Here is an 18,904-nt window from a genome sequence, read left to right on the forward strand (position 1 = left end):
TTTATGTTTGAATTCGATAAAGGGATAAATTCGCATATGCCGTTTGTGGCTCGCGGCGCGCCGCCCGACTATGCGCCGAAGGCTTTTTGCTGTCTTAAAATCGGCGGCAAGTGGAAGCTTCACCACTATGAAAACGGCGAATGGAAGCGCGTTTACACAGGGCTTCCCGAAGACGCCACGGAGTGTTCGCCCACTGCCGAACTTGTAGACGGTAGATGGAGAATTTCGTTCATAGCGGGCGGGCACGAAAGCGACAGGCGTTTTTATCTCTACAAGATTGACGGAATCGACAACGTTCCCGAAAGGGTTGTCGCCGCAGATGTAGGCTTTGTTTTCAAGAACCGCATTGTCTACGGCGGGCGTTCTGGCGGGCTTTACATTGTAAACGGCGAGCGTATTCAAAAGCTGGGTTTCCCCGACGCCGAATACCTCTACCGCGTTTCATACAATCCCGACAACCCGAGCGAGTGGCTGATTTCGGGGCAGACGAAATCGGGTGGGACTTTTTCGCGCGTTTGCAATGTCTTCGCGGGAACGTTGCAAGACCTTTGCGTAAACGGCAAGCCTGCCTACAAAGCGGCGTTGTTTAACGGCAGATGCTTTTACGCCGAACGCGGCAAAAACGGCTTTGAAGACAGGCGCATTGTGGAGGCTGCGGATTTTACCAGAACCGATTTGGAGTTTGAAAAATCGGCAATTTTGGAAACTTTGGATACTTTGCCTACAACATTTCAAATGGTGGGGAAGTTTACAAAGGCAACCTACAACTGGGCAAAATCGGGCTTCAAACTTGCCGACGAAGCCGAATTAACAAGAAGAAAATCGATCTGCAATAAGTGCAACTTCTGGTATCCCGCCGCCCGAATGGGACTCGGCAAATGCCTAAAATGCGGCTGCTCCTCCGCAAAATTCAAATTGGCTTCCGAAAAATGCCCAATCGGTAGGTGGTAGGTTAAAGACTGCAATTTTTGTCTTTTATAGCGTTTTATAATAAAACTAGCAACTTGAATTATTGATATAAATCGGTAAAAATGCCCTTTAGCCCGACAGGATTTACCGAGATGATTTTCGTGTCAGGATAATACGTTTCGGCAAATTTTTTTAACATTATCCAGTTGCCGATTAGTTTGTTCATTGAAGTTGTCGACTTTGTTTTATCGAAATATCCCGAAGAGCAATCGCAGCCTACAAGATAAATCTTGTCTGGGTTTGTCCAAAGAATAAATTGCATGGCCGAGAAACTTACCGAATTAAAATCTCCCAACATTGTAGATGAAATATCATATGCAAATTGATGAGGTTTACATATTTCGTCAGTAAAGTAGCGGCTGGCTTTTAATTTTAACGCTAAAGATTCGGGGATAATCAGATTTGATTGCGGAAGAACGCCAATGAACTTTTTTATGTGCGAGTATTTTTCTTCTAAGAGGTAGCAAATATAGTCTTTTGAATTAAAATCTTGAATAAAAAGATAATCCAAATTCAATTTATCAAATAAGAATGACTTATTTACTCCAACATTAACTACATTTGGTATTTGCTTATACTGCGATAGGGTTGGCCCAGTAGCAATTAGTGCAACTGACTTGCCTTCATTAATATTTTTATATTTATCAAAAGAATGTGAATGAATTTTTGCCACACTATTTGCCAGCATGGTGGCTCTAATTGCCAGCCTGTAGTCGGATTTATCGAAAACTCTTTTATGAAATTTGATTCCCATAAAATTGTAAGTTTTATGGACTCCGTCTTCTGAAATTTTAAATAGTTTCATTTGTCAAAAGGATTTCAAAAAAGTTGCCAAATTTTGTGCCCCAACTTGGAGTTTTTATATCTGATGTTAGCATGGCAAATAACTTTTCGTTATTTAGCGGGTTCATTTTAGCGTCTCTCATATTTTTCCATTTACTGGAAACGCTTACGATTTTTTCGGATGTATTTTTCAAGTCCTTAAAAAACGGAGGGTGTAGTGCTAAAAAAACTGTATAATCCGAAAGATTTTTCAAATCGTCTAAAATAAGTTCTTCAGCGCCTTCAATGTCTATTTTTATTATTAATTTTTTCCCGAATAGGTTTTTGTTTTTAATAAAGGAGGAGAGTTTTGTTGATGGAATTTTCCAATCGTGCCCTCTAATACTCGACGCAGAAGATGTGCCGTTTTTTATTTTCCCTCCAAAATCTACTATACCGCCGTCTACATTTGTAACGCATAAATTACTTAAATCTGCAGAAAGCGTGCTTTTATTGTATGCGCAATTCTGTTTTACGATAGCAAAAGATTCGGGGTTTGCTTCAATCCCATATATTTGTTTGTATCCCAATTCTGCGGCAAAAAATATTGTCATGCCAACCCATGTTCCGACATCTATATAAACGGCGTCTGGAGAAACAAACTGTTTAAAAATATTGTAAGTTTGAGGTTCCCATCCCGTTTTGTCGTATTCATTCCAAAACCAATGATTTTGCACTTTGAAATATGTTTTATTTATTTCAATAAAGCGCGTTTGTGTGTATTTCTTTGAATTAAACCAAGTTAGTTTTAACATATTTTTAATATTTTAACTTTTTGCCGAACAGGCGGTTGAAAAAGGAAAGAGATTTTTTTCTTTCGTTCTGCCAATGTAGATCATATAGATCCTTGTATAAAAATCGCTTTGCCTCTGCAAACTTATCCGAATCAGTCCTGAGAACTTCTTCGCCTTTTAAAACACGTTGATAGAAATCAACATGATGGCAAACAAGATTTTCTTCGTTATAGTATTTCGTTATCCAATCCCTTGAAAAATTTCCTATGTCGGATAATAAATTTTTGTTTTTCAATAAATTTTTTAAAACAATTTCTATGTCGTTTATGGACGTGTTTACGAATGGGCAATCGTTGCATTTGAAGTAGGAGATAAAGTTCTGCATAGAACGACCGTCAAGAAAACAGAAAACTACTTTCCCTTGCGAAAGGCCTTCAAATTCCGTAAGGTGAAATGAACCCGTTACAATATCGCCAATAAGGATATCGGCTTCTCTTCGAATTTTAATCGCTTCGTTATAGGGTATTCCGAAAATTTCCACATATTTAAAACCCAATTTTGTTGATAACTTTTTTAGCTTGGAGGAAACCTCGGGATATCCTTTTGTGTCCCATCTACGTTCAAATCTTTTCCGTTTTGTAGATGCAGAAAATGCAACTATTGGAATTTCATTCCATGTCTTTTTCGGGGATAATTCTTCGGATTGTGTCGGAATAATGTTTGGCAGAATTTCGACATCTAAAAAAGATCTTTCGGGATAGTGTGGAATGACTGCCCGTGCATTAAACCCCTTTAAACATGGATTCGAAAGGCCATATACAAAGCGATTCGAATGAAAGTGCTGTATGAATTTACAAGAAGGTTTGGCGAGTTCTTTTAGGCTTATGCCAAACTTATTGTTTACCAAATCCATTGGGTGATGACATACAATTATATCTGCTGCGGAAATTAACGAAAGAGCAATGTTCTTGTCTTGCTGCCAAATTAAATCTTCGGGGAAAACTCTGGAATTATAGGCGTTTGGATTCAAATTAATTAAACGAGCTTTCACATTTGTAAAAGCGTTTAACGCATTTACAATTCTTATAGGAGCGCCCGCCAATGGTGTATATGTTAAATGAACAACCAACATTATACAAAGTCTTTCACAAATATATTTCTGATAAGAAAGTTATATATTTTTTGTGGGGTATGCAAAGAGTTCACAGTATACAACGACAATGATTCATATTTATACCACAGAATTTTTACTCGATTTAGTGTAAACTTCCGCCATGGTTTACTCGGTCCGACGTAGTGGATAATTTTTGCCGAGGGGACTTTTTCGGGAAAGGCCTTTTGGTGGGCGCGTTTGAAATTATAGATACAGTCAAGTTCCTTAATTTTGCCGTTGAAGGTTACGTTGATTGTGTCTTGGTCTTGGTATTTGAAATTGTTTTCGGCGGTGAGTTTGAAGAGTTTTTCGGCGATGTCGGTTTTGCGCATTTCGTCGAGGTTGAAGAGAATCACCCCAGCGTTTATATACAGCCCGTCAAGCCCGAGTGTCTTTTTATAGCCGACGCTTTCTATGTAGATGTCGCTTACGCCCGCGCAGTAATAGTTTGTTAAATCGGTATCGAAGAGTTCGCAAATGTCGCCGTTTACGATTGTGTCGCCGTCCAGATACAAAACACGGGAAATATTAGGCAAAACTTCGGCTATCATATAGCGGAAGTATGTCTCCCTTGTGATATGCCCGATTGTCAGTCCGAACTTTTCAAAGCGCGAATCGTCTATTTTGTGGAATTGGATTTTCGCGTTTTTATAGCGCGTTTCAAACATCTTCAGGCGCGCGGTTGTAGCTTCGCTTAAATCCGAATGTAATATGTGGACAACCACATTGCGCGAAGCGTTGTTTTCCAAAAGCGACACAATGGAAACCGCCATGTACGGCGCAAAACTTTCATTCGTGGCGTAGCAAATGTCCATTCTATTTCCCCCTGCATATTGAGGATATTGCGTATCTGAACTTGTAAACCAGACGAGCGAACGGATAGTGATATTGTTTCTTGCGTGAAATTCCCGAGGGAGTATCGGCAAGTTCGCAACATGGCGGCAGCAGACCTTGCACATCGAGTTTGGTTTCCCAAGTGTATTGCAGATCTACGTCTATCGGACGGAAAAAGCGCGACCGCTTTTCAAGAAATTCCTTTGCGCCGTCTTTCGTGATTGCGTATGCCTGTGTTCCCGCCGGCGGTTTTTTCCATCGAACAAGTTCAAATGCAATCGGAACGGTTATGCTTTTTGAAGTTTTTGTTATCTTGGGCGCATTTGGCGGATTGTCCGACGTCCAATTTTCTATATCACAAGTTGCGGGAATTTCAAAAGCGACGGGTTTGCTTGAAACTATCTTCTTCCTCTTAAACGGCGCAATTAGTTTGATGTAATTCCAATTCGTGATTGAATCCAGTGCGTGCGGAACAAGGGCGAAAGAATCCTTCAAAATAATATCGTCTTCAAGTATAATTACGTAGTCGAGGTTTTCGGAGAGGATTTTTTCGCAAACCCTCAAATGGCTGATATAACAGGCTATTTCCGACCTGCTTAAGTCTACATAATATTTGCGCCTGTTGAGTTCCGCCGAGTAATAATGGCGCAAAAGCTCGTCGGATATTTCGCGGCCGTCGACCGCCGAGAAGCGCTCATAGGGTAGCCCCAACTTTTCAAGTTGCGCACGCATGGCGCACCACCTCGACACATCCCTATCGAGATTGATTACGAATATCTTATATTTCATATGCTCCATTTGTTGCCGTTGGGGTACAAACACACTTTTCCCACAACAACGAGCGTAGTATTAAGAATACGATACCAGACAAATATTCTTCAAGTGCCTAAAATATAAATTGATGTGTAAATATGAACGAAGATATTTTGATAAAATCTTGAAAAATCCACCAATTGAATCCCGCCTTTTATATTTTTATTTCACGTGTTTGAAAAATAAAAATTGACAATCGTATTCTTAATACGATGAACACGGAATACATTTCAGCTAAAAGGATTTTGACGGGGACTGACGTTTCCGTTTTGGACGCGGCAAGAATCGCAAAAAACATTTTGGACGCAAAACCGAAAAACTTCGCCCTTACCGACCTCCAATTTTGCGCAAAAGTCATTGAAGTAGGGTTACGACATATCCGCACAAAGGAAATGTCCCTCGCCGACGGATTTGCTCTATATTTAAAGAGCAAGCAACATTTGCGTCCAGATTCGATACGGGACATTCGCTGTATTGGGAATAGGCTTTTGCGGATAACCCCCGAGTTTGGCAAACGTAATTTTTCAGAGCTTAGCGTAACGGAATGCGAGGAATGGCTGAACGCTGCGTTTCATACGGATAGTCAATTCAACAAAGCGAGGACTATGTTGCACGGATTGTTTGAATTCGCCCGCCGCCGCGAGTGGTGCGACAAAAACCCGATAAAGCGAATCGAACGCCGTAAAGTCGTCGAAAAGGAAATCCAGCCGTTGAAACTTGCCGAAACAAAGCGGTTAATCAAAAACGCGCAACGCGAAAGCCCCGTATATGCTGTTGTCGCCGCGCTTTTGGTCTATACTGGAATCCGTCCGCGAGAAGTCCGACGCCTTACTTGGCGAGACATTGACACCGAAGAAAAAACAATCACAGTTCGTTCGCAGTGCTCGAAAACAGGCGGCGTCCGCCAAGTGGAAATCCCTCCCGTTTTGAACAGGCTTTTGATTGTCAATAAATCCGAAAACACTTCCCATATCTGCCCGACAGACTGGCAACGCCGCTGGCGCAAAATCCGTGACAATTCGGGCTTTCGCGGGCGTTGGGTTCAGGACGTTTTGCGCCATACCTACGCAAGCTTTCACGCAAAAAACTACGCCGACTTGCCGCGCCTTCAACTGAACATGGGACACCGCGACCAATCGCTACTGCGCTCCCGCTACATCAATATGCACGGTATTTCCCGCGCCGAGGCAAAAAGCTTTTTCAACTGATAATTTGACAAGTCTGCTTCTTGTATGACTCTTTTTATAGACGTTGAGAACAAGAAGCTTGTCCAGAGTTTGACTTCCGACAGGAGTGTGCCCGCGCCCGTATTTATGCAGGGCGACAACGAGCCGCTCGAAATCTTCCTCCTGCAAAAAGGCGGAGAATCGCTCTATCAAGTAAAGCCGCTTGTTGTCGGCACGGATTTTTTGCGGGTTGCGATTGCGCGTTTCAAAGGCTATCCGAAATCACTCACTTATGTGGCAGGCTACGCGTTGAATCCGAACGGCGGTGCGGAAGTGGTATTGCCGCTGAACACCACGGCAATCGAAAACGCCGTTCAGGAGAGCGAATACATTACCGCTTTTTTGGAGGTGGAATATTTCGACACTACGGGCAGAATCGTTACGATTTTGCAGACCGCCTGCCGCGTAAAGAACGACCTCATCGAAAACGCGCCCGCAGTCGAACTTCAGGAGCAGTTCTACGACAAAGTTTACACCGACACCGTCTTCTCGAAGAAATCCGCCAATCTTTCGGACTTGGCTGACAAGTCGGCTTCAAGGAAGAACCTCGATGTCTACGCAAAAGGCGAAGTTTACAACAAATCGCAAATCGACGCGCAGGAGGCAAAGAACCTCAAAAAGGCTTCCAACCTTGCAGATGTTGCCGACAAATCAGCAGCCAGAACAAATCTCGATGTTCCGCAGAGGCGCGACCTGTTCAAGTATATGAAGTGCGGAATCTGGTCGGACACTTCATTGTCCGTTCCATCGGAATACGGCGCAACACTCGGCGATGATTTCGTGTCGGGAAATTGCTCGACATTTCTTACGATTTATTTGCCCGAACCGACAGCCTATTATACGCAACTTTACGCCGTTTCATACGCAGACAGCGGAATGTTCACGCCCGAAATTTCCGCAGACGGCAATATGCTTAAACTCGGCTACATCTATCGGGAAAGCGAAAGCGGCGGAACTGAAACTGTCGAGAAGACGGCGGCGATTTCAAAGGCAATCGAATACGGCGACAAAATCGCACTAACCGTAGACGGCAGGAATTTCAAGCTATACAAGGGCATAGAACTTGTTTCCTCGGGCACGATTCCCGACGAACTTTCCATAACGGGCGCGTCTTCGTTCTTGGGCTGGAAAGGCTTGAAGCAGGTTATGGCGTATTCCAATTCGCTCCTGTTGCCGCTTACCGCAAGCGAAGGCAAGACCGCGAAAATAAACTACTCGATTGAAGACTTCGCTAACGGCAATTTCCCGCCGAAGGGCATTCTGAACTCGCGCTATCACTATTTCAGAAGCACGTTCGCAAGCTCGTTTACGCGCAACAGCGTGCATTCGAAGGGCGTCGGCGGCGCGGAAATCGGCGGCAAGAAGAACGCGCTGAAAATTTCGCTCGTGCCCGACACCTACAACACTTCGCACGAATACGAACTTCCCTCAAAGTATTTCAGCGGCAACGGAATGCTGCACAAAATCAGGTTCTCGATTTACCTGCCGACAACAAACCCGAACATCACGAAAGTCCAGCTGAGGCTCGGAAGCATTGCTTCCACAAGCGCGGGGACGATAGTTTCAAAGACCGACAACATCGACAAGTCGGGCGTGATTCTGCCAAAGGACGAGTGGCAAACCGTGGAAATGACGCTCACACTCAAATGGTCGGGTTCGTTCAAGCTCTACTTGTATAAGGGCACAAGCTCCTACTTCAAGCTCGAGGAGGAATCGACCGACGCGGTTTATCTGCATTCGATTACCTGCTCGTGCTTGCAGGGCTTCGAGGGATTTTTCTACGGCGCGGGGAATTCGGGATTTTGGAAGAACCACGGCGCGTCGAGCAGGGACTTGGCGTTTTACGGGTGGTCGCTGCCGTTCGAGGGAAACGGAAGTTATACAAAGCACATTGTGGTTTCGTCGTTTTCGAGCACGACGTATCTTTACGCGGAGGGCTTCCCGACGGGCTTGGAGCTTTCGCAGATTGTCCTGCGCTTCGATTCGGAGCTGCCCGACACTTCGAGTGCCGAAGAGGAAATCCTGAAGAACGTCTTCCGCCTCAGGACAAACGACGACACGGTTTGCGAGGAACAGCTTCCCGCAATTCCCGCAAACAGGCCTTATTACATATACCCCAAGCGCGGACTTCCCGAACTCTACTATTCGCTGGAAGTCGCGCCGATGTATGCGTGCAACTGCGGCGGCTCGGTAGATTTAATTTTCACAAAGGTAAGTTAATATGGGTAAATATATCACAAAAATCACTCTCGGCGAAGACGCAAACGACTTCGCACAAATTGTCGGCGTTCTGGGCTTTTGCGGCAACCGCTACATCTGCCAAGCACTCGACGGCGATTCAAACATTATGCACTCGCAGACGTTTTCACTTCCGAAGAACATCGATGGGCTTCCCGCCAACGATTCCGCATTGGAAGCCGATGTCCTGAAATCTTGGAAATCCGAAGAGCTCAAACGCCGCAAGGCGCAAGGAATGGAGTAGAAATGGAAGCAATATCATCATTATGGGACAGCGGAGTTCTGGGCGCGATTGCGACAATGGTTGTCACGATACTCGGGCAGCTTTCCGCATTGAACAACCAAAAGTTTACGGCGGTTCTGGAAACTTTGCAAAAGCAACAGTCTTCGGACTCGGCGGTTCACGATTCGGCGTTTGCAAGAAGCGGCGACAAGGGCGTTGTAGTTAGGCGAATTATGCTTTTTATGGCGTTCTTCGTGCTGGCGGTATGCCCGTTTATCTTCGCATTTTTCGGGGACATTCCGATAGCCGTCGAAACCGTCAAACAATCGGGAGGCTGGCTCTGGGGACTTTTTCCGGAAAAGGAAACGTTCGCCGTCGCCTACATAAACGGCTTCTACTTGGCTGATGTCTGGAAGGAACTTATGGCAAATTTAATTTCCGCATACATAGGAGCGGGCATAACGAGAAAGGCGTTTACACTCGGCAAATGAACGAAGTCTTTGAAAAGGAAATCGAGCACATCGTAAAACGCTTGGAAACACTCGAACACACAGTCTACGGCAACGGACATAAGGGACTGAAAGCGGAATTAATCGAACTAAAAACCGAAATCGAGACCTTCAAGAAAATCGCCGTCTGGCAAGTGGGTATCCTCCTCGCCATCCTCTGCGCCGTTCTGAAGATTCTGATTTAAACAAAAGTCTCATACGGAAAAATCTTTACTTTGTTAAAGATAATGTTTTGACTTTTTTAACAATATATGCAGTATGTGTCAAATAAAGGAGTTACTATGCAAACATCATACGATAAGCTTTTTTGCCTGTTGGAGGGGAAAGATATAAATAAAACCTCTCTTCAAAAGATGACACGCATTAGTTCTCGTTCTATTGCAAAATTGGGGCATAACGAGGATGTTTCAATGGGGGTTCTTCGAAAAATATGCGAAGTTTTGGAGTGCGATATTTCTGACATTGTTGAATTCAAGCCAGATGTTCCCGAAAAAGTTTTAAAATACCGCCATAAGAATACCGATATGTTTAAATTTATAGATTTATTCGCAGGTATAGGTGGGATAAGATTAGCATTTGAACAGAATGGAGCCAATTGTGTTTTTTCATCGGAGTGGGATGAGAATGCAAAAAAAACATACGAAGCAAATTTTCATGAGAAACCTTTCGGTGATATAACAAAAATTGCGCCTGATTCCATTCCTGATTTCGATATTTTGACAGGAGGATTTCCCTGTCAACCGTTTAGTATGATAGGGAAAAGAGAGGGCTTTAATCATAAAACGCAAGGTACCTTATTCTTCCACATAGCTGAAATTTTGAGGGTTAAATTTCCAACTTCATTTTTGTTGGAAAATGTGCCGGGACTTTTAACCCATGACAATGGGAGAACGTTTTCAATCATCATGGAAACATTGGATGATTTGGGGTATGATGTAAAGACTTCCGTTTTAAACAGTGCTGACTTTGGACTTCCTCAAGTGAGAAAACGTCTTTATTTTGTAGGATTTAAAAAATCATTAAAAACAAATTTTGTATTCCCAAAAGGGCGAGGGAAAATTGTAGGTATAGGACCTTTTATAGAAAAGGATGCCGAAGGTCCTTCCATATCCAAGAGATTACAAGAAAGTTATATTTTTAAAAAAGACGATGGGCATCCTGAAATCGTCGATGAAAACTCAAATTTTCCAGTAAAAACCCTCTGTGCTTCATACCACAAAATCCAACGTATAACAGGAACATTTGTTAGAGGCGGGAAAACAGGATTAAGACTGTTGACGGAAAAAGAGTGTAAGGCAATAATGGGGTTTCCTATGGATTTTAAAATCCCTGTTTCTCGGACGCAAATGTATCACCAATTCGGAAATTCGGTAGCAATCCCCGTTGTAGCCGAAATTGCGAAAAAAATGATGTCGATCCTGACTCGTTAGAGAACGGGAGCTTTTAACTGTATAGATTTCCCGCGTTGCTTCGACGCGTATGTCCAGTTAAAAGGCGTTCCGAATGTTCCTTTTTTGGTAGAGATTAAGTTACAATAATCTTCTACTTTATGCGCAGAGAAGCAATCTTTGGTCGTCTGGTATGATACAATATATTTTGCGAATTGGGATTTATTATTGACTTCAGCCCCAAATCCTCCCACTACCCACATTGAAAGATTGCGCAACAATGGATTTAGTTCGTTTTTTAGGTCTTTTTCAGTTTCTGGCGGTAAATCTTTTACATTCCCAAAATACTGAAAATCGTTAAGCAGTTTTCGTAACTTTGCATTGTTTGGAGCCAAAACATCAGCAAATGTATCTGCTGTGTATTGATGTATACTTACAGTGTCGCATTTTGAACGTTTACAGCTGATTGTAAGTTGAAGCGTTTTCCCATCCGAAAGAGTAATATCGGCTATAACGTCAGTTTTTGGCGAACCTCCTGAAGGCAAATATCCAATTTCTTTTTTGTCAGCAGTCGTTTCAATTTTTATGACATTGGCAGCATCTAAATCAAAAGCATCTACCAACTTCTTAAAATGCATAAACTCCTTGTTTTTGGCGGGAAACTTTCCTTTTTTCCAAAATGCAAAAAACTGTCTGTCCTGCAATATTTCGGCTATATATCTTTCAAAGCTCTTTCCTTTTTTATCCCAAATCTTACCAACTTTCGCATTTGGTGTGCTTGATGTAATATCTACCTCATCTTCAAGAGAAACTAATGCTTCTTCCTTGATTTCTTTTACCAATTCATCGAAATCGATAATTCTATCAATGGCACTAATTTCCTTGCCTGTTGTATACTTATCATCTTGTCTTTTGAAATTTTCTACATCGTCGCTCTCGGGAGAATAGGCAAGTATAGCTTTTGTGACGGTCGTATCCAAAGATTTCAGATTGTAGGCATCCCACTGTTGTCCTTTTATTCGATCTGTCCGCATCGATGTGGTTGAAAATATCACCCATCTGGACCTATCCATAAATTGAATCATGAATGGAGCGTAGAATTGAGCGGTATTTGATGCCGTAGGATGTCCTATCCTGAATTTCTGTTGAAAGTCGGAAATGTATCCTTGCCCTAAAAGCGAAGAAAGTATCCCTGTTAAGCTTTCTTGGTTTTCGTATCCATGTATGCTTTTTTCCTTGTTGGATAATATGTTTGCTTTAGACATCTTGCCCTCTATCGGTTGGTTGAAATTTTTTATTCATTCTTCTATGATTTTGTAAAAATGCAAGGTTCAAAACTTAATTTACAAAGAAAAATTAAATCTCACGCTTTTTTGGGCTTGTGTACTGAATATAAGACAGTGCTATGATATTTTTAAGTTGCACTATTTTATCCTTTTGAATTATATGGAAGGAGAAAAATTCATAACAACCTTACAAAACATGAAGATAAAAACCATAAAAATAAAGAATTTTAGAGGATATCGAAATTCTACTTCCATAAACGTTAAAGAACTAACAGCTTTCGTCGGCAAAAACGATTCAGGCAAATCTACTGTGTTAGAAGCCTTAGATATATTCTTTAACGACGGAAAGGGTATTATCAAAATCGAATCGGATGATTTAAATATAGGGGCAAGAGATGACGGAGAAAGTAATATCGAAATTTCAATTGTTTTTACGGACTTGCCAGACTCGATTATTATAGATTCGACAAATAAAACAACATTAAGAGACGAATATTTACTTAATGACGAAGGCGATTTAGAAATCGTAAAAATTTACCCCAATGGGGGAAAAGCAAAAGTCTATATAAGAGCAATGCATCCTCAAAATTTAGAATGTAATGATTTGCATGCAAAAACAAATAAAGACCTTAAGAATATATTAGAAAAACACGAAATAGAGTGCGCTGACAAAACGAAAAATGCAACTATTAGAAAGGCTATATGGGATCATTTCTCCAACGACCTAAATATAGCCGATTCAATGATTGATGTATCAAAAGGAGATGTAAAATCAATTTGGGAACAAATTAATAAATACATGCCCTTCTATTCGTTGTTTCAATCAGACAGAAAAAACAGCGACGGAGATAGTGAAGTCCAAGATCCGTTAAAAGAAGCGGTAAAACAAATACTAAATACACCTAACTTAAAGCAACAATTAGATTCCATTGCTTCTGAAGTATATGAAAAACTGAAAGATGTTTCGACTCGAACACTTGAAAAGATTAAAGAAATGAATCCTAACATAGCAAACAGCTTATCCCCAAGGATTCCTTCTGTTGAAATGTTAAAGTGGCCCGAAGTCTTTAAAGGGGTCTCAATTACAAGTGATAACGATATTCCTATAAATAAAAGGGGTAGCGGAGTAAAAAGATTAATTCTATTGAATTTTTTTAGAGCTGAGGCAGAAAGAAGACGAGAAGAATCCGACAAAGCCAACATTGTGTATGCAATAGAAGAACCAGAGACGTCACAACATACGAATCATCAGAAGATTTTGATAAAAGCCCTATTGGAATTAAGCCAAATGCCTAACACCCAGATTTTAATAACTACACATAGCTCAAATATTGTAAAAGAATTGGACTTTGAAAATATAAGATTAATAAAAGACGATGGAAATCAACGCAGCATAACTGGCGTAGAATTAGGTCAATTACCGTATGTTTCATTAAATGAAATTGCCTTTTCCGCATTTGAAGAAGTTTCGCCAGAATATCATGACGAGCTCTATTCCCACTTAGATGAAATGAACTTGCTTAAAGAATATGAAGATACTCAAGAAAAAATAGAATACATAAGAGGTGAAAATAAAAAATGGAATGTCTCTAAATCGGAATATATAAGGCACCAGATACATCATCCTGAAAACAAAGAGAATAAAAGATACACAGAATCTGAATTGAAAGATTCAATTATAGCGATGAGAAAATTCATAATGGAGAAAAAGCGGCAACCATAGATAAATGGCATAACGGGCTATATAAGTTGCCTTTCTATATTTTCTAACATTACGTTACACTTTTATTATCTCCGCGTGTTTTGCGGAGATAATGCTTGTTTTTCTCCGCAAAGTGTGTTTTGATGGCGTCGACAAAGGAAGTGTTGGGTATGTATATTTACGAGTGCAAAGGTTGGCCTAAGTTTATTTGGAATGCGGCGGATATTCAGTCTGCGCTTTCGCGGGCTGTATTTGCGCAGGGCAAGTTGCTTGGCAAAATGGGCGCGCTTGGTTTCGACGTGAAAAACGAACAGGTATTAAGCAGCGTTTCCGACGAAATCATAAAATCTTCCGAAATCGAGGGCGCGAGTCTCAATCTCGAACAGGTTCGCTCATCGGTTGCGCGCAGGCTCAACATAAGCTACAAATCTTCTACCGAACCAAGCCGCTACGTAGATGGAGTAGTGCGCATGATGATGGACGCCATCGACAACTACGACCGACCACTTACGCAGGAACGGCTTTTTTCGTGGCACGCGGCGTTGTTTCCGACCGGTTGGAGCGGTATGTCCGAAATAGAAGTCGGCAAATTCCGCTCGGATAAATTCGGGCGAATGCAGGTTGTTTCGGAGCGCGGCAGCCGCAAGGCAATTCACTACGAAGCTCCGAAAGCGGAAGTAATTCCCGACGAAGTCGCAAAATTTCTGCGCTGGACATATTCGGTAAAGCCCGACTTAACCGCGGCGGCAATCGCGCACCTGTGGTTTGTAAGCTTGCACCCGTTTGAAGACGGCAACGGGCGCATAACACGCGCAATTACGGAGTATATGCTTGCAAGGTGCGAAAAGTCGCAGCTGCGCTTTTACAGTATGTCGAAGCAAATAGAGCTAAACAGGCGAAATTACTACGACATAATTGAGCACACGCAAAAAGCCAGTCTCGATATAACGGGCTGGCTAATTTGGTTTTTCGATACAATTTTCGATGCAATTTCCGATGCCGACAAGATGAGCGAAAGGCTTGTGTTTAAAGCCCGATTCTGGCAGAATCTTGTAGATGTCGATATAAGCGCAGGACAACGAAAGCTCATAAATAGATTACTCGACGGCTTTGACGGTAAAATGACTTCATCGCGCTGGGCGAATATCCGCGACTGCTCGCAAGACACCGCCTCGCGCGAAATCAACGACCTCATCGCAAAAGGCGTCCTTTTGAAAGAGGGCGTAGGGCGTTCGACGCACTACGTTATAAATCGAAACAAAATATATCCCAATGAATAGTCTCTCATAGCTACGCAAAACCTCAATTCTCCGCAAAACCTGCGGTGCAAACGATAAAAAATTAGCAACTACACGACGCCATCGAAAATATATTCTGATAATCAATATACTTACGCAACTACGGCGGCACCTCGTCCATCCCGCCACTTTAAAAGCCGCAAGTTCAAAGACTTGCTGCTTTTTTTGTTTCTAAATTTCGCGCCAAACCCAGTATCCACGCGGCTTGCGGGGATACGATGCCGCGCAAAGCCAGTATTTAAGCCACTTGCGGCGGAACGCCCGCCCACCCGAAAACCACCAAAATTGGCGTTTTGTTGGTAGTTTTGGGTCAACACCAAAGAGAGTGGATTTCAATGAAAGACGCCGCATAGAACCAAGACCCTCAATCTGTAATTTTGGAAGTTTTTATAACCGTAAGCCATTCGTTGTATTAGTTTCATTTTCCTGTGGAAGCCTTCCGTTATCCCGTTGTTTTTTGTAAATCTCCACATTCGGATTATCGGCGCAAACCAGTCGCTTATGGTTTCTGCGAGCCTCTCAAACTCTTGCGTCGCTTCGTATTTCATCTGTTTCATCATTGTTTTCAGTTCTCTTATATTTCTCTTACATTCCTTTGCCGTTTGATGTTTCCTGTTCAGTAGTTCGCATATCCGCCCGTCTATCGACGCTACTTTCGCCTTCCTGTAATAATGGTCGTAAAATACAACCTTCTTATGCCCGCAACCGCGACAAGACGGTATACCGTCTTGTTTGTATTCCAACCTCGCAAAAAAGTCTCGACCTTTTCGCCAACTTCGTATTACTCTATAAAAACTAAACAACATCAGAGGCATTGTAGGACTTCCGTCCTCTTTGCCTCCCTTTTTTTCTACTTCTTCTACCCTCATCCCACTACCTTTGACGTTGAGAGGGTCGTATTCTTTGAGCGTTTTATCGCGGAGATTTATGCGCTGACTGTGCGCCATAAAGTTGCGCGCGCAGTCTTGCACCAATACAACCTTGTTGTATGAATTTAACTCGACGCGCCTGATGGCGTCGTTGATGACAATCTCGGTGGACAGCCCGCGCTTGTGGCATTCCGTGTTGAGTTTTAAGACGGCCAAACGAACGCCGCTTGGAATTGTCATATCCTCTGGGAGCGAATACTCGCTCCTAAGCGAAAACATAAAAGATTTTGCTTCGCTTTGGGTCGTAAACGACCTTGATTTTATTTTGCCCGCGTCGGGATAAAACACCAAATAAGGCGATTTGCGCCCGTCGCGGTACTCCAGTCTGAGTGAATTTTTCTTCATACAAGGGCATGTGTTCTGCGGATAAAATTTCCGTCAAAACACAGAATCCCTTGATACGTGCGTAGCACGTCCCGCGCCCATTCGGGCGCACCCTATAAAAACAAAAAGCGGCAAAGTCCCCTTTGCCGCCGATGTTTGTTGTAAAATGCCGTTAAACGCAAAATCCGATTCTATTGTTGCTATTTGTTGAACGGTCTCTTTTGAATTCGGTCTCGCGCTTTAAAAGTTCAAGAATGTCGCGCTCGTCGTAGACGGTATCGGCAAACTGAATTTGCTGAAAGACATTTTTGAAATCTCCCGCCGTCAGATTGTTTAGTTTCTCCAATTCGCAAATGGTTTCCTCGGACAATCCTTTTATAGTATCAAAAAAATAGCTCTTGAACAGCTTTTCTCTCGCATCTTTACCGAGGTATCCGAATGTTATTTTCTTTTGGAATCTGCGCATTGCTGCGGTGTCGATGTTCTCCAAAATGTTTGTGGAGCAAATAAAAATGCCTCTGAAATTTTCCATCTGCGCTAGCATTTCGTTTGTTTGCGAAATTTCCCAATTTCTGCTTGCGGTCAACCTGTCTATAAAAAGCGAATCAGCTTCGTCGATTACAAGAATTGCCTTCTCCCGTTCCGCTTGGGCAAAGGCTTTGGCTATGTTTTTTTCAGTCTCGCCGACATACATTGACTGCATGTCAGACATGTTTTTCAGGATTATTTTCTTGCCCAGTTTTTGCGCAATATGTTTAGCCAATTCCGTCTTGCCGCTTCCGGGGACGCCCGCAAAAATCATGTTAAGCGGACAATTTACCACGCCTTCTTCCTGCTTTTTGCTGTAATTCGACAAAATTTTCATCAAAGTGTCGTAGGAAGTGTCCATGTTGATTATGTCGGCGTCGAAATGGCAGTCGGGCTTATATCGCGAAAATTTTTTCGGCGACTTCCCGTTTATTAAAACGCTTTGAGCTTTTGCAAAAGCCTCGGCCGCATCTAAAAACTCTTCGGTCGAAGAATCTTTAACGACGGTATTAGCCGAATTTACAGACAAAGCGATGCCCGCTGTGGATAATTGATATTTATCAAGGCGGTTGAATAATTCTTCCGCATCGATTTTGTCGGAAAATGTGGTGGCATTCAGAGCGGTTTTAAGCGAATTTATTTTTTGGATTTTTGAAAGGCCGTCAAATTCTATGCTGAACGTAAACCTGCGCAGAGTAGACTCTTCTATTGATTCAATGGAATTTGTAATCCAAATGCTTTTTCCTTTCATCGAGTCGAGTCTTTTGTTGATGTCGCCTTTGTCGGTATTTTTGCGGTGTAAAAATCCGAAGTTCGACGAAATTATATTGTCGCATTCGTCGATAAGCGCAACTTTTCCAGTTTTGTTTGAAATAAACTCGGCCATCGCGCATTTGTTGAATTTATTTTCGTCCTCGTTGTCTTTATTGAAAATCGGAACGGCAATTTCTTTTCCGCAGGCGGTAATAAGTGTTTTTGCAAATTCGGTTTTTCCGCTTCCCGCCTTGCCGTATAATAAAATCTTGCATGGTGCTTCGGATTTTAACAATTCCAATATGATTTTCTTGGAGAGCGCCGGAACGTCAAAGCTCGAAATGTCGAACGTGGCGGCGTTTTCTTCCGCAGTTATGACATTGGGGATGAATTCTTTTGTAAGTCCTTGTATGTAATCCGAAATATCTTCCGAAACTTTCAGCTTTTGATTTATAATGCCGAATTTTCTCAAAGACGACGACGATGAAATCAATGTTGTATACTCGCATATTTCAACGTCAAGCAAAGCCGATATGAGATATGCCCTTCCGCGTCCGTCTAACCTGCCCAACATTTCCTCCAACGGTGTCCATATCGATTTCACCATAAAAAAGACTATGAGTTTTGCCTCCGTCTCGGTTAACTCGAAGAAACTTTTTGTTAGTTGAACTTGCTCCGACATGTAATCGAAATTTTCGAGGTCCAAATTTTTGTTTAAATTTTTCAGAACCATCTCTGTAATATTGGGGAGTAGAATCTTGAATAATTCCGAGCTTGATATGCCGATTGTATGCGAATGATTCCAACTAAAAATGCGCCAATCATTATAATCGACATCCAATGATTTGACTTTTTCGCTCGAAAAATTACGTTTCTCATATTCAAGTATGTATTTATGGCACGACGCCAACAAATCTACTCCGATTTTTTGAAACAAATCAACCAGCATATCCATGTAATTTGATTCACATTGCGGATGCCTATTTAGGAAATTTGCCTTTATTATTTTGTATGCGTAGAGCGCGCAAATTCTGTCTTCGTCGAATATATGTCCGCAGTTAAGATAACCGTCCGAATCAGATTTCGCAATAAGAATGTCTGTGCCCATAAATTTTTCCTTTCAAGACAAAGACTATAAAAAAATTGCACGACAAAATATGTCGCACAATTTCGGT

The 18,904-nt window shown here is 42.2% G+C and carries 17 protein-coding genes; 9 read left to right on the forward strand and 8 right to left on the reverse strand.

The window, feature by feature from the left end:
* The first annotated feature begins 3 nt into the window (after window positions 1–3).
* Complete coding sequence (locus P3B99_008635) at window positions 4–951, forward strand: hypothetical protein (protein ID WYJ07262.1); 948 nt, start codon at window positions 4–6, stop codon at window positions 949–951.
* Window positions 952–1,009: 58 nt separating this feature from the next.
* Here the strand turns inward: P3B99_008635 and P3B99_008640 are convergent, their stop codons facing one another.
* From P3B99_008640 to P3B99_008660, 5 genes are read right to left on the reverse strand one after another with little or no spacing between them, the layout of a single operon-like run.
* Window positions 1,010–1,774 carry a hypothetical protein gene (locus tag P3B99_008640; GenBank protein WYJ07263.1) on the reverse strand — a complete coding sequence of 255 codons (765 nt, stop codon included), beginning with the start codon at window positions 1,772–1,774 and terminating at the stop codon, window positions 1,010–1,012.
* The gene (locus P3B99_008645) at window positions 1,761–2,546 is read right to left on the reverse strand and encodes an FkbM family methyltransferase (GenBank protein WYJ07264.1); all 786 of its coding nucleotides are present in this window, start codon (window positions 2,544–2,546) and stop codon (window positions 1,761–1,763) included. The genes P3B99_008640 and P3B99_008645 overlap by 14 nt, the downstream gene beginning before the upstream one ends.
* A 4-nt stretch (window positions 2,547–2,550) precedes the next feature.
* Window positions 2,551–3,657, reverse strand: a complete 1,107-nt coding sequence (locus tag P3B99_008650) for a hypothetical protein (protein ID WYJ07265.1) — start codon at window positions 3,655–3,657, stop codon at window positions 2,551–2,553.
* A complete protein-coding gene (locus P3B99_008655; GenBank protein ID WYJ07266.1) occupies window positions 3,657–4,493 on the reverse strand; it encodes a glycosyltransferase family 8 protein in 837 nt (278 codons plus the stop codon). The genes P3B99_008650 and P3B99_008655 overlap by 1 nt, the downstream gene beginning before the upstream one ends.
* A gap of 1 nt (window position 4,494) precedes the next feature.
* A complete protein-coding gene (locus tag P3B99_008660) occupies window positions 4,495–5,301 on the reverse strand; it encodes a glycosyltransferase family 25 protein (protein ID WYJ07267.1) in 807 nt (268 codons plus the stop codon).
* 629 nt (window positions 5,302–5,930) lie between these two features.
* Between P3B99_008660 and P3B99_008665 the strand changes: the two genes are divergently transcribed.
* The 6 genes from P3B99_008665 to dcm all read left to right on the forward strand — a co-directional run bounded on the left by P3B99_008665 (window position 5,931) and on the right by dcm (window position 10,951).
* Window positions 5,931–6,533, forward strand: coding sequence for a tyrosine-type recombinase/integrase (locus P3B99_008665; protein WYJ07268.1), 603 nt, complete (start codon window positions 5,931–5,933; stop codon window positions 6,531–6,533).
* Window positions 6,534–6,557: 24 nt separating this feature from the next.
* Window positions 6,558–8,771, forward strand: coding sequence for a hypothetical protein (locus tag P3B99_008670; protein WYJ07269.1), 2,214 nt, complete (start codon window positions 6,558–6,560; stop codon window positions 8,769–8,771).
* 1 nt (window position 8,772) lies between these two features.
* Entirely contained in the window at window positions 8,773–9,033 is a 261-nt protein-coding gene (locus tag P3B99_008675; protein WYJ07270.1) for a hypothetical protein, read from the forward strand.
* Between the two features lie 2 nt (window positions 9,034–9,035).
* The gene (locus P3B99_008680; GenBank protein ID WYJ07271.1) at window positions 9,036–9,503 is read left to right on the forward strand and encodes a hypothetical protein; all 468 of its coding nucleotides are present in this window, start codon (window positions 9,036–9,038) and stop codon (window positions 9,501–9,503) included.
* Window positions 9,500–9,706, forward strand: coding sequence for a hypothetical protein (locus P3B99_008685; GenBank protein WYJ07272.1), 207 nt, complete (start codon window positions 9,500–9,502; stop codon window positions 9,704–9,706). The genes P3B99_008680 and P3B99_008685 overlap by 4 nt, the downstream gene beginning before the upstream one ends.
* Window positions 9,707–9,802: 96 nt before the next feature.
* Window positions 9,803–10,951: a DNA (cytosine-5-)-methyltransferase gene (dcm, locus tag P3B99_008690; protein ID WYJ07273.1), complete on the forward strand. Its 1,149-nt coding sequence runs from the start codon at window positions 9,803–9,805 to the stop codon at window positions 10,949–10,951.
* Here the strand turns inward: dcm and P3B99_008695 are convergent.
* The gene (locus P3B99_008695) at window positions 10,948–12,174 is read right to left on the reverse strand and encodes an MspI family type II restriction endonuclease (protein WYJ07274.1); all 1,227 of its coding nucleotides are present in this window, start codon (window positions 12,172–12,174) and stop codon (window positions 10,948–10,950) included. The two genes, dcm and P3B99_008695, sit on opposite strands and share 4 nt — an antisense overlap.
* Before the next feature lie 217 nt (window positions 12,175–12,391).
* Here P3B99_008695 and P3B99_008700 point away from each other — a divergent pair, with 217 nt between their 5' ends.
* Both P3B99_008700 and P3B99_008705 read left to right on the forward strand, forming a co-directional pair.
* A complete protein-coding gene (locus P3B99_008700) occupies window positions 12,392–13,918 on the forward strand; it encodes an ATP-binding protein (protein ID WYJ08447.1) in 1,527 nt (508 codons plus the stop codon).
* 149 nt (window positions 13,919–14,067) lie between these two features.
* On the forward strand, window positions 14,068–15,177 hold the full coding sequence (locus P3B99_008705) for a Fic family protein (GenBank protein ID WYJ07275.1): 1,110 nt from the start codon (window positions 14,068–14,070) through the stop codon (window positions 15,175–15,177).
* Window positions 15,178–15,527: 350 nt separating this feature from the next.
* Here the strand turns inward: P3B99_008705 and P3B99_008710 are convergent, their stop codons facing one another.
* Window positions 15,528–16,469 carry a transposase gene (locus P3B99_008710; protein ID WYJ07276.1) on the reverse strand — a complete coding sequence of 314 codons (942 nt, stop codon included), beginning with the start codon at window positions 16,467–16,469 and terminating at the stop codon, window positions 15,528–15,530.
* 151 nt (window positions 16,470–16,620) lie between these two features.
* Complete coding sequence (locus P3B99_008715) at window positions 16,621–18,837, reverse strand: ATP-binding protein (protein WYJ07277.1); 2,217 nt, start codon at window positions 18,835–18,837, stop codon at window positions 16,621–16,623.
* Window positions 18,838–18,904: the final 67 nt, after the last annotated feature.

This window comes from Opitutia bacterium KCR 482 (genome assembly GCA_029269845.2).
Classification (GTDB): domain Bacteria; phylum Verrucomicrobiota; class Verrucomicrobiia; order Opitutales; family Intestinicryptomonadaceae; genus Merdousia.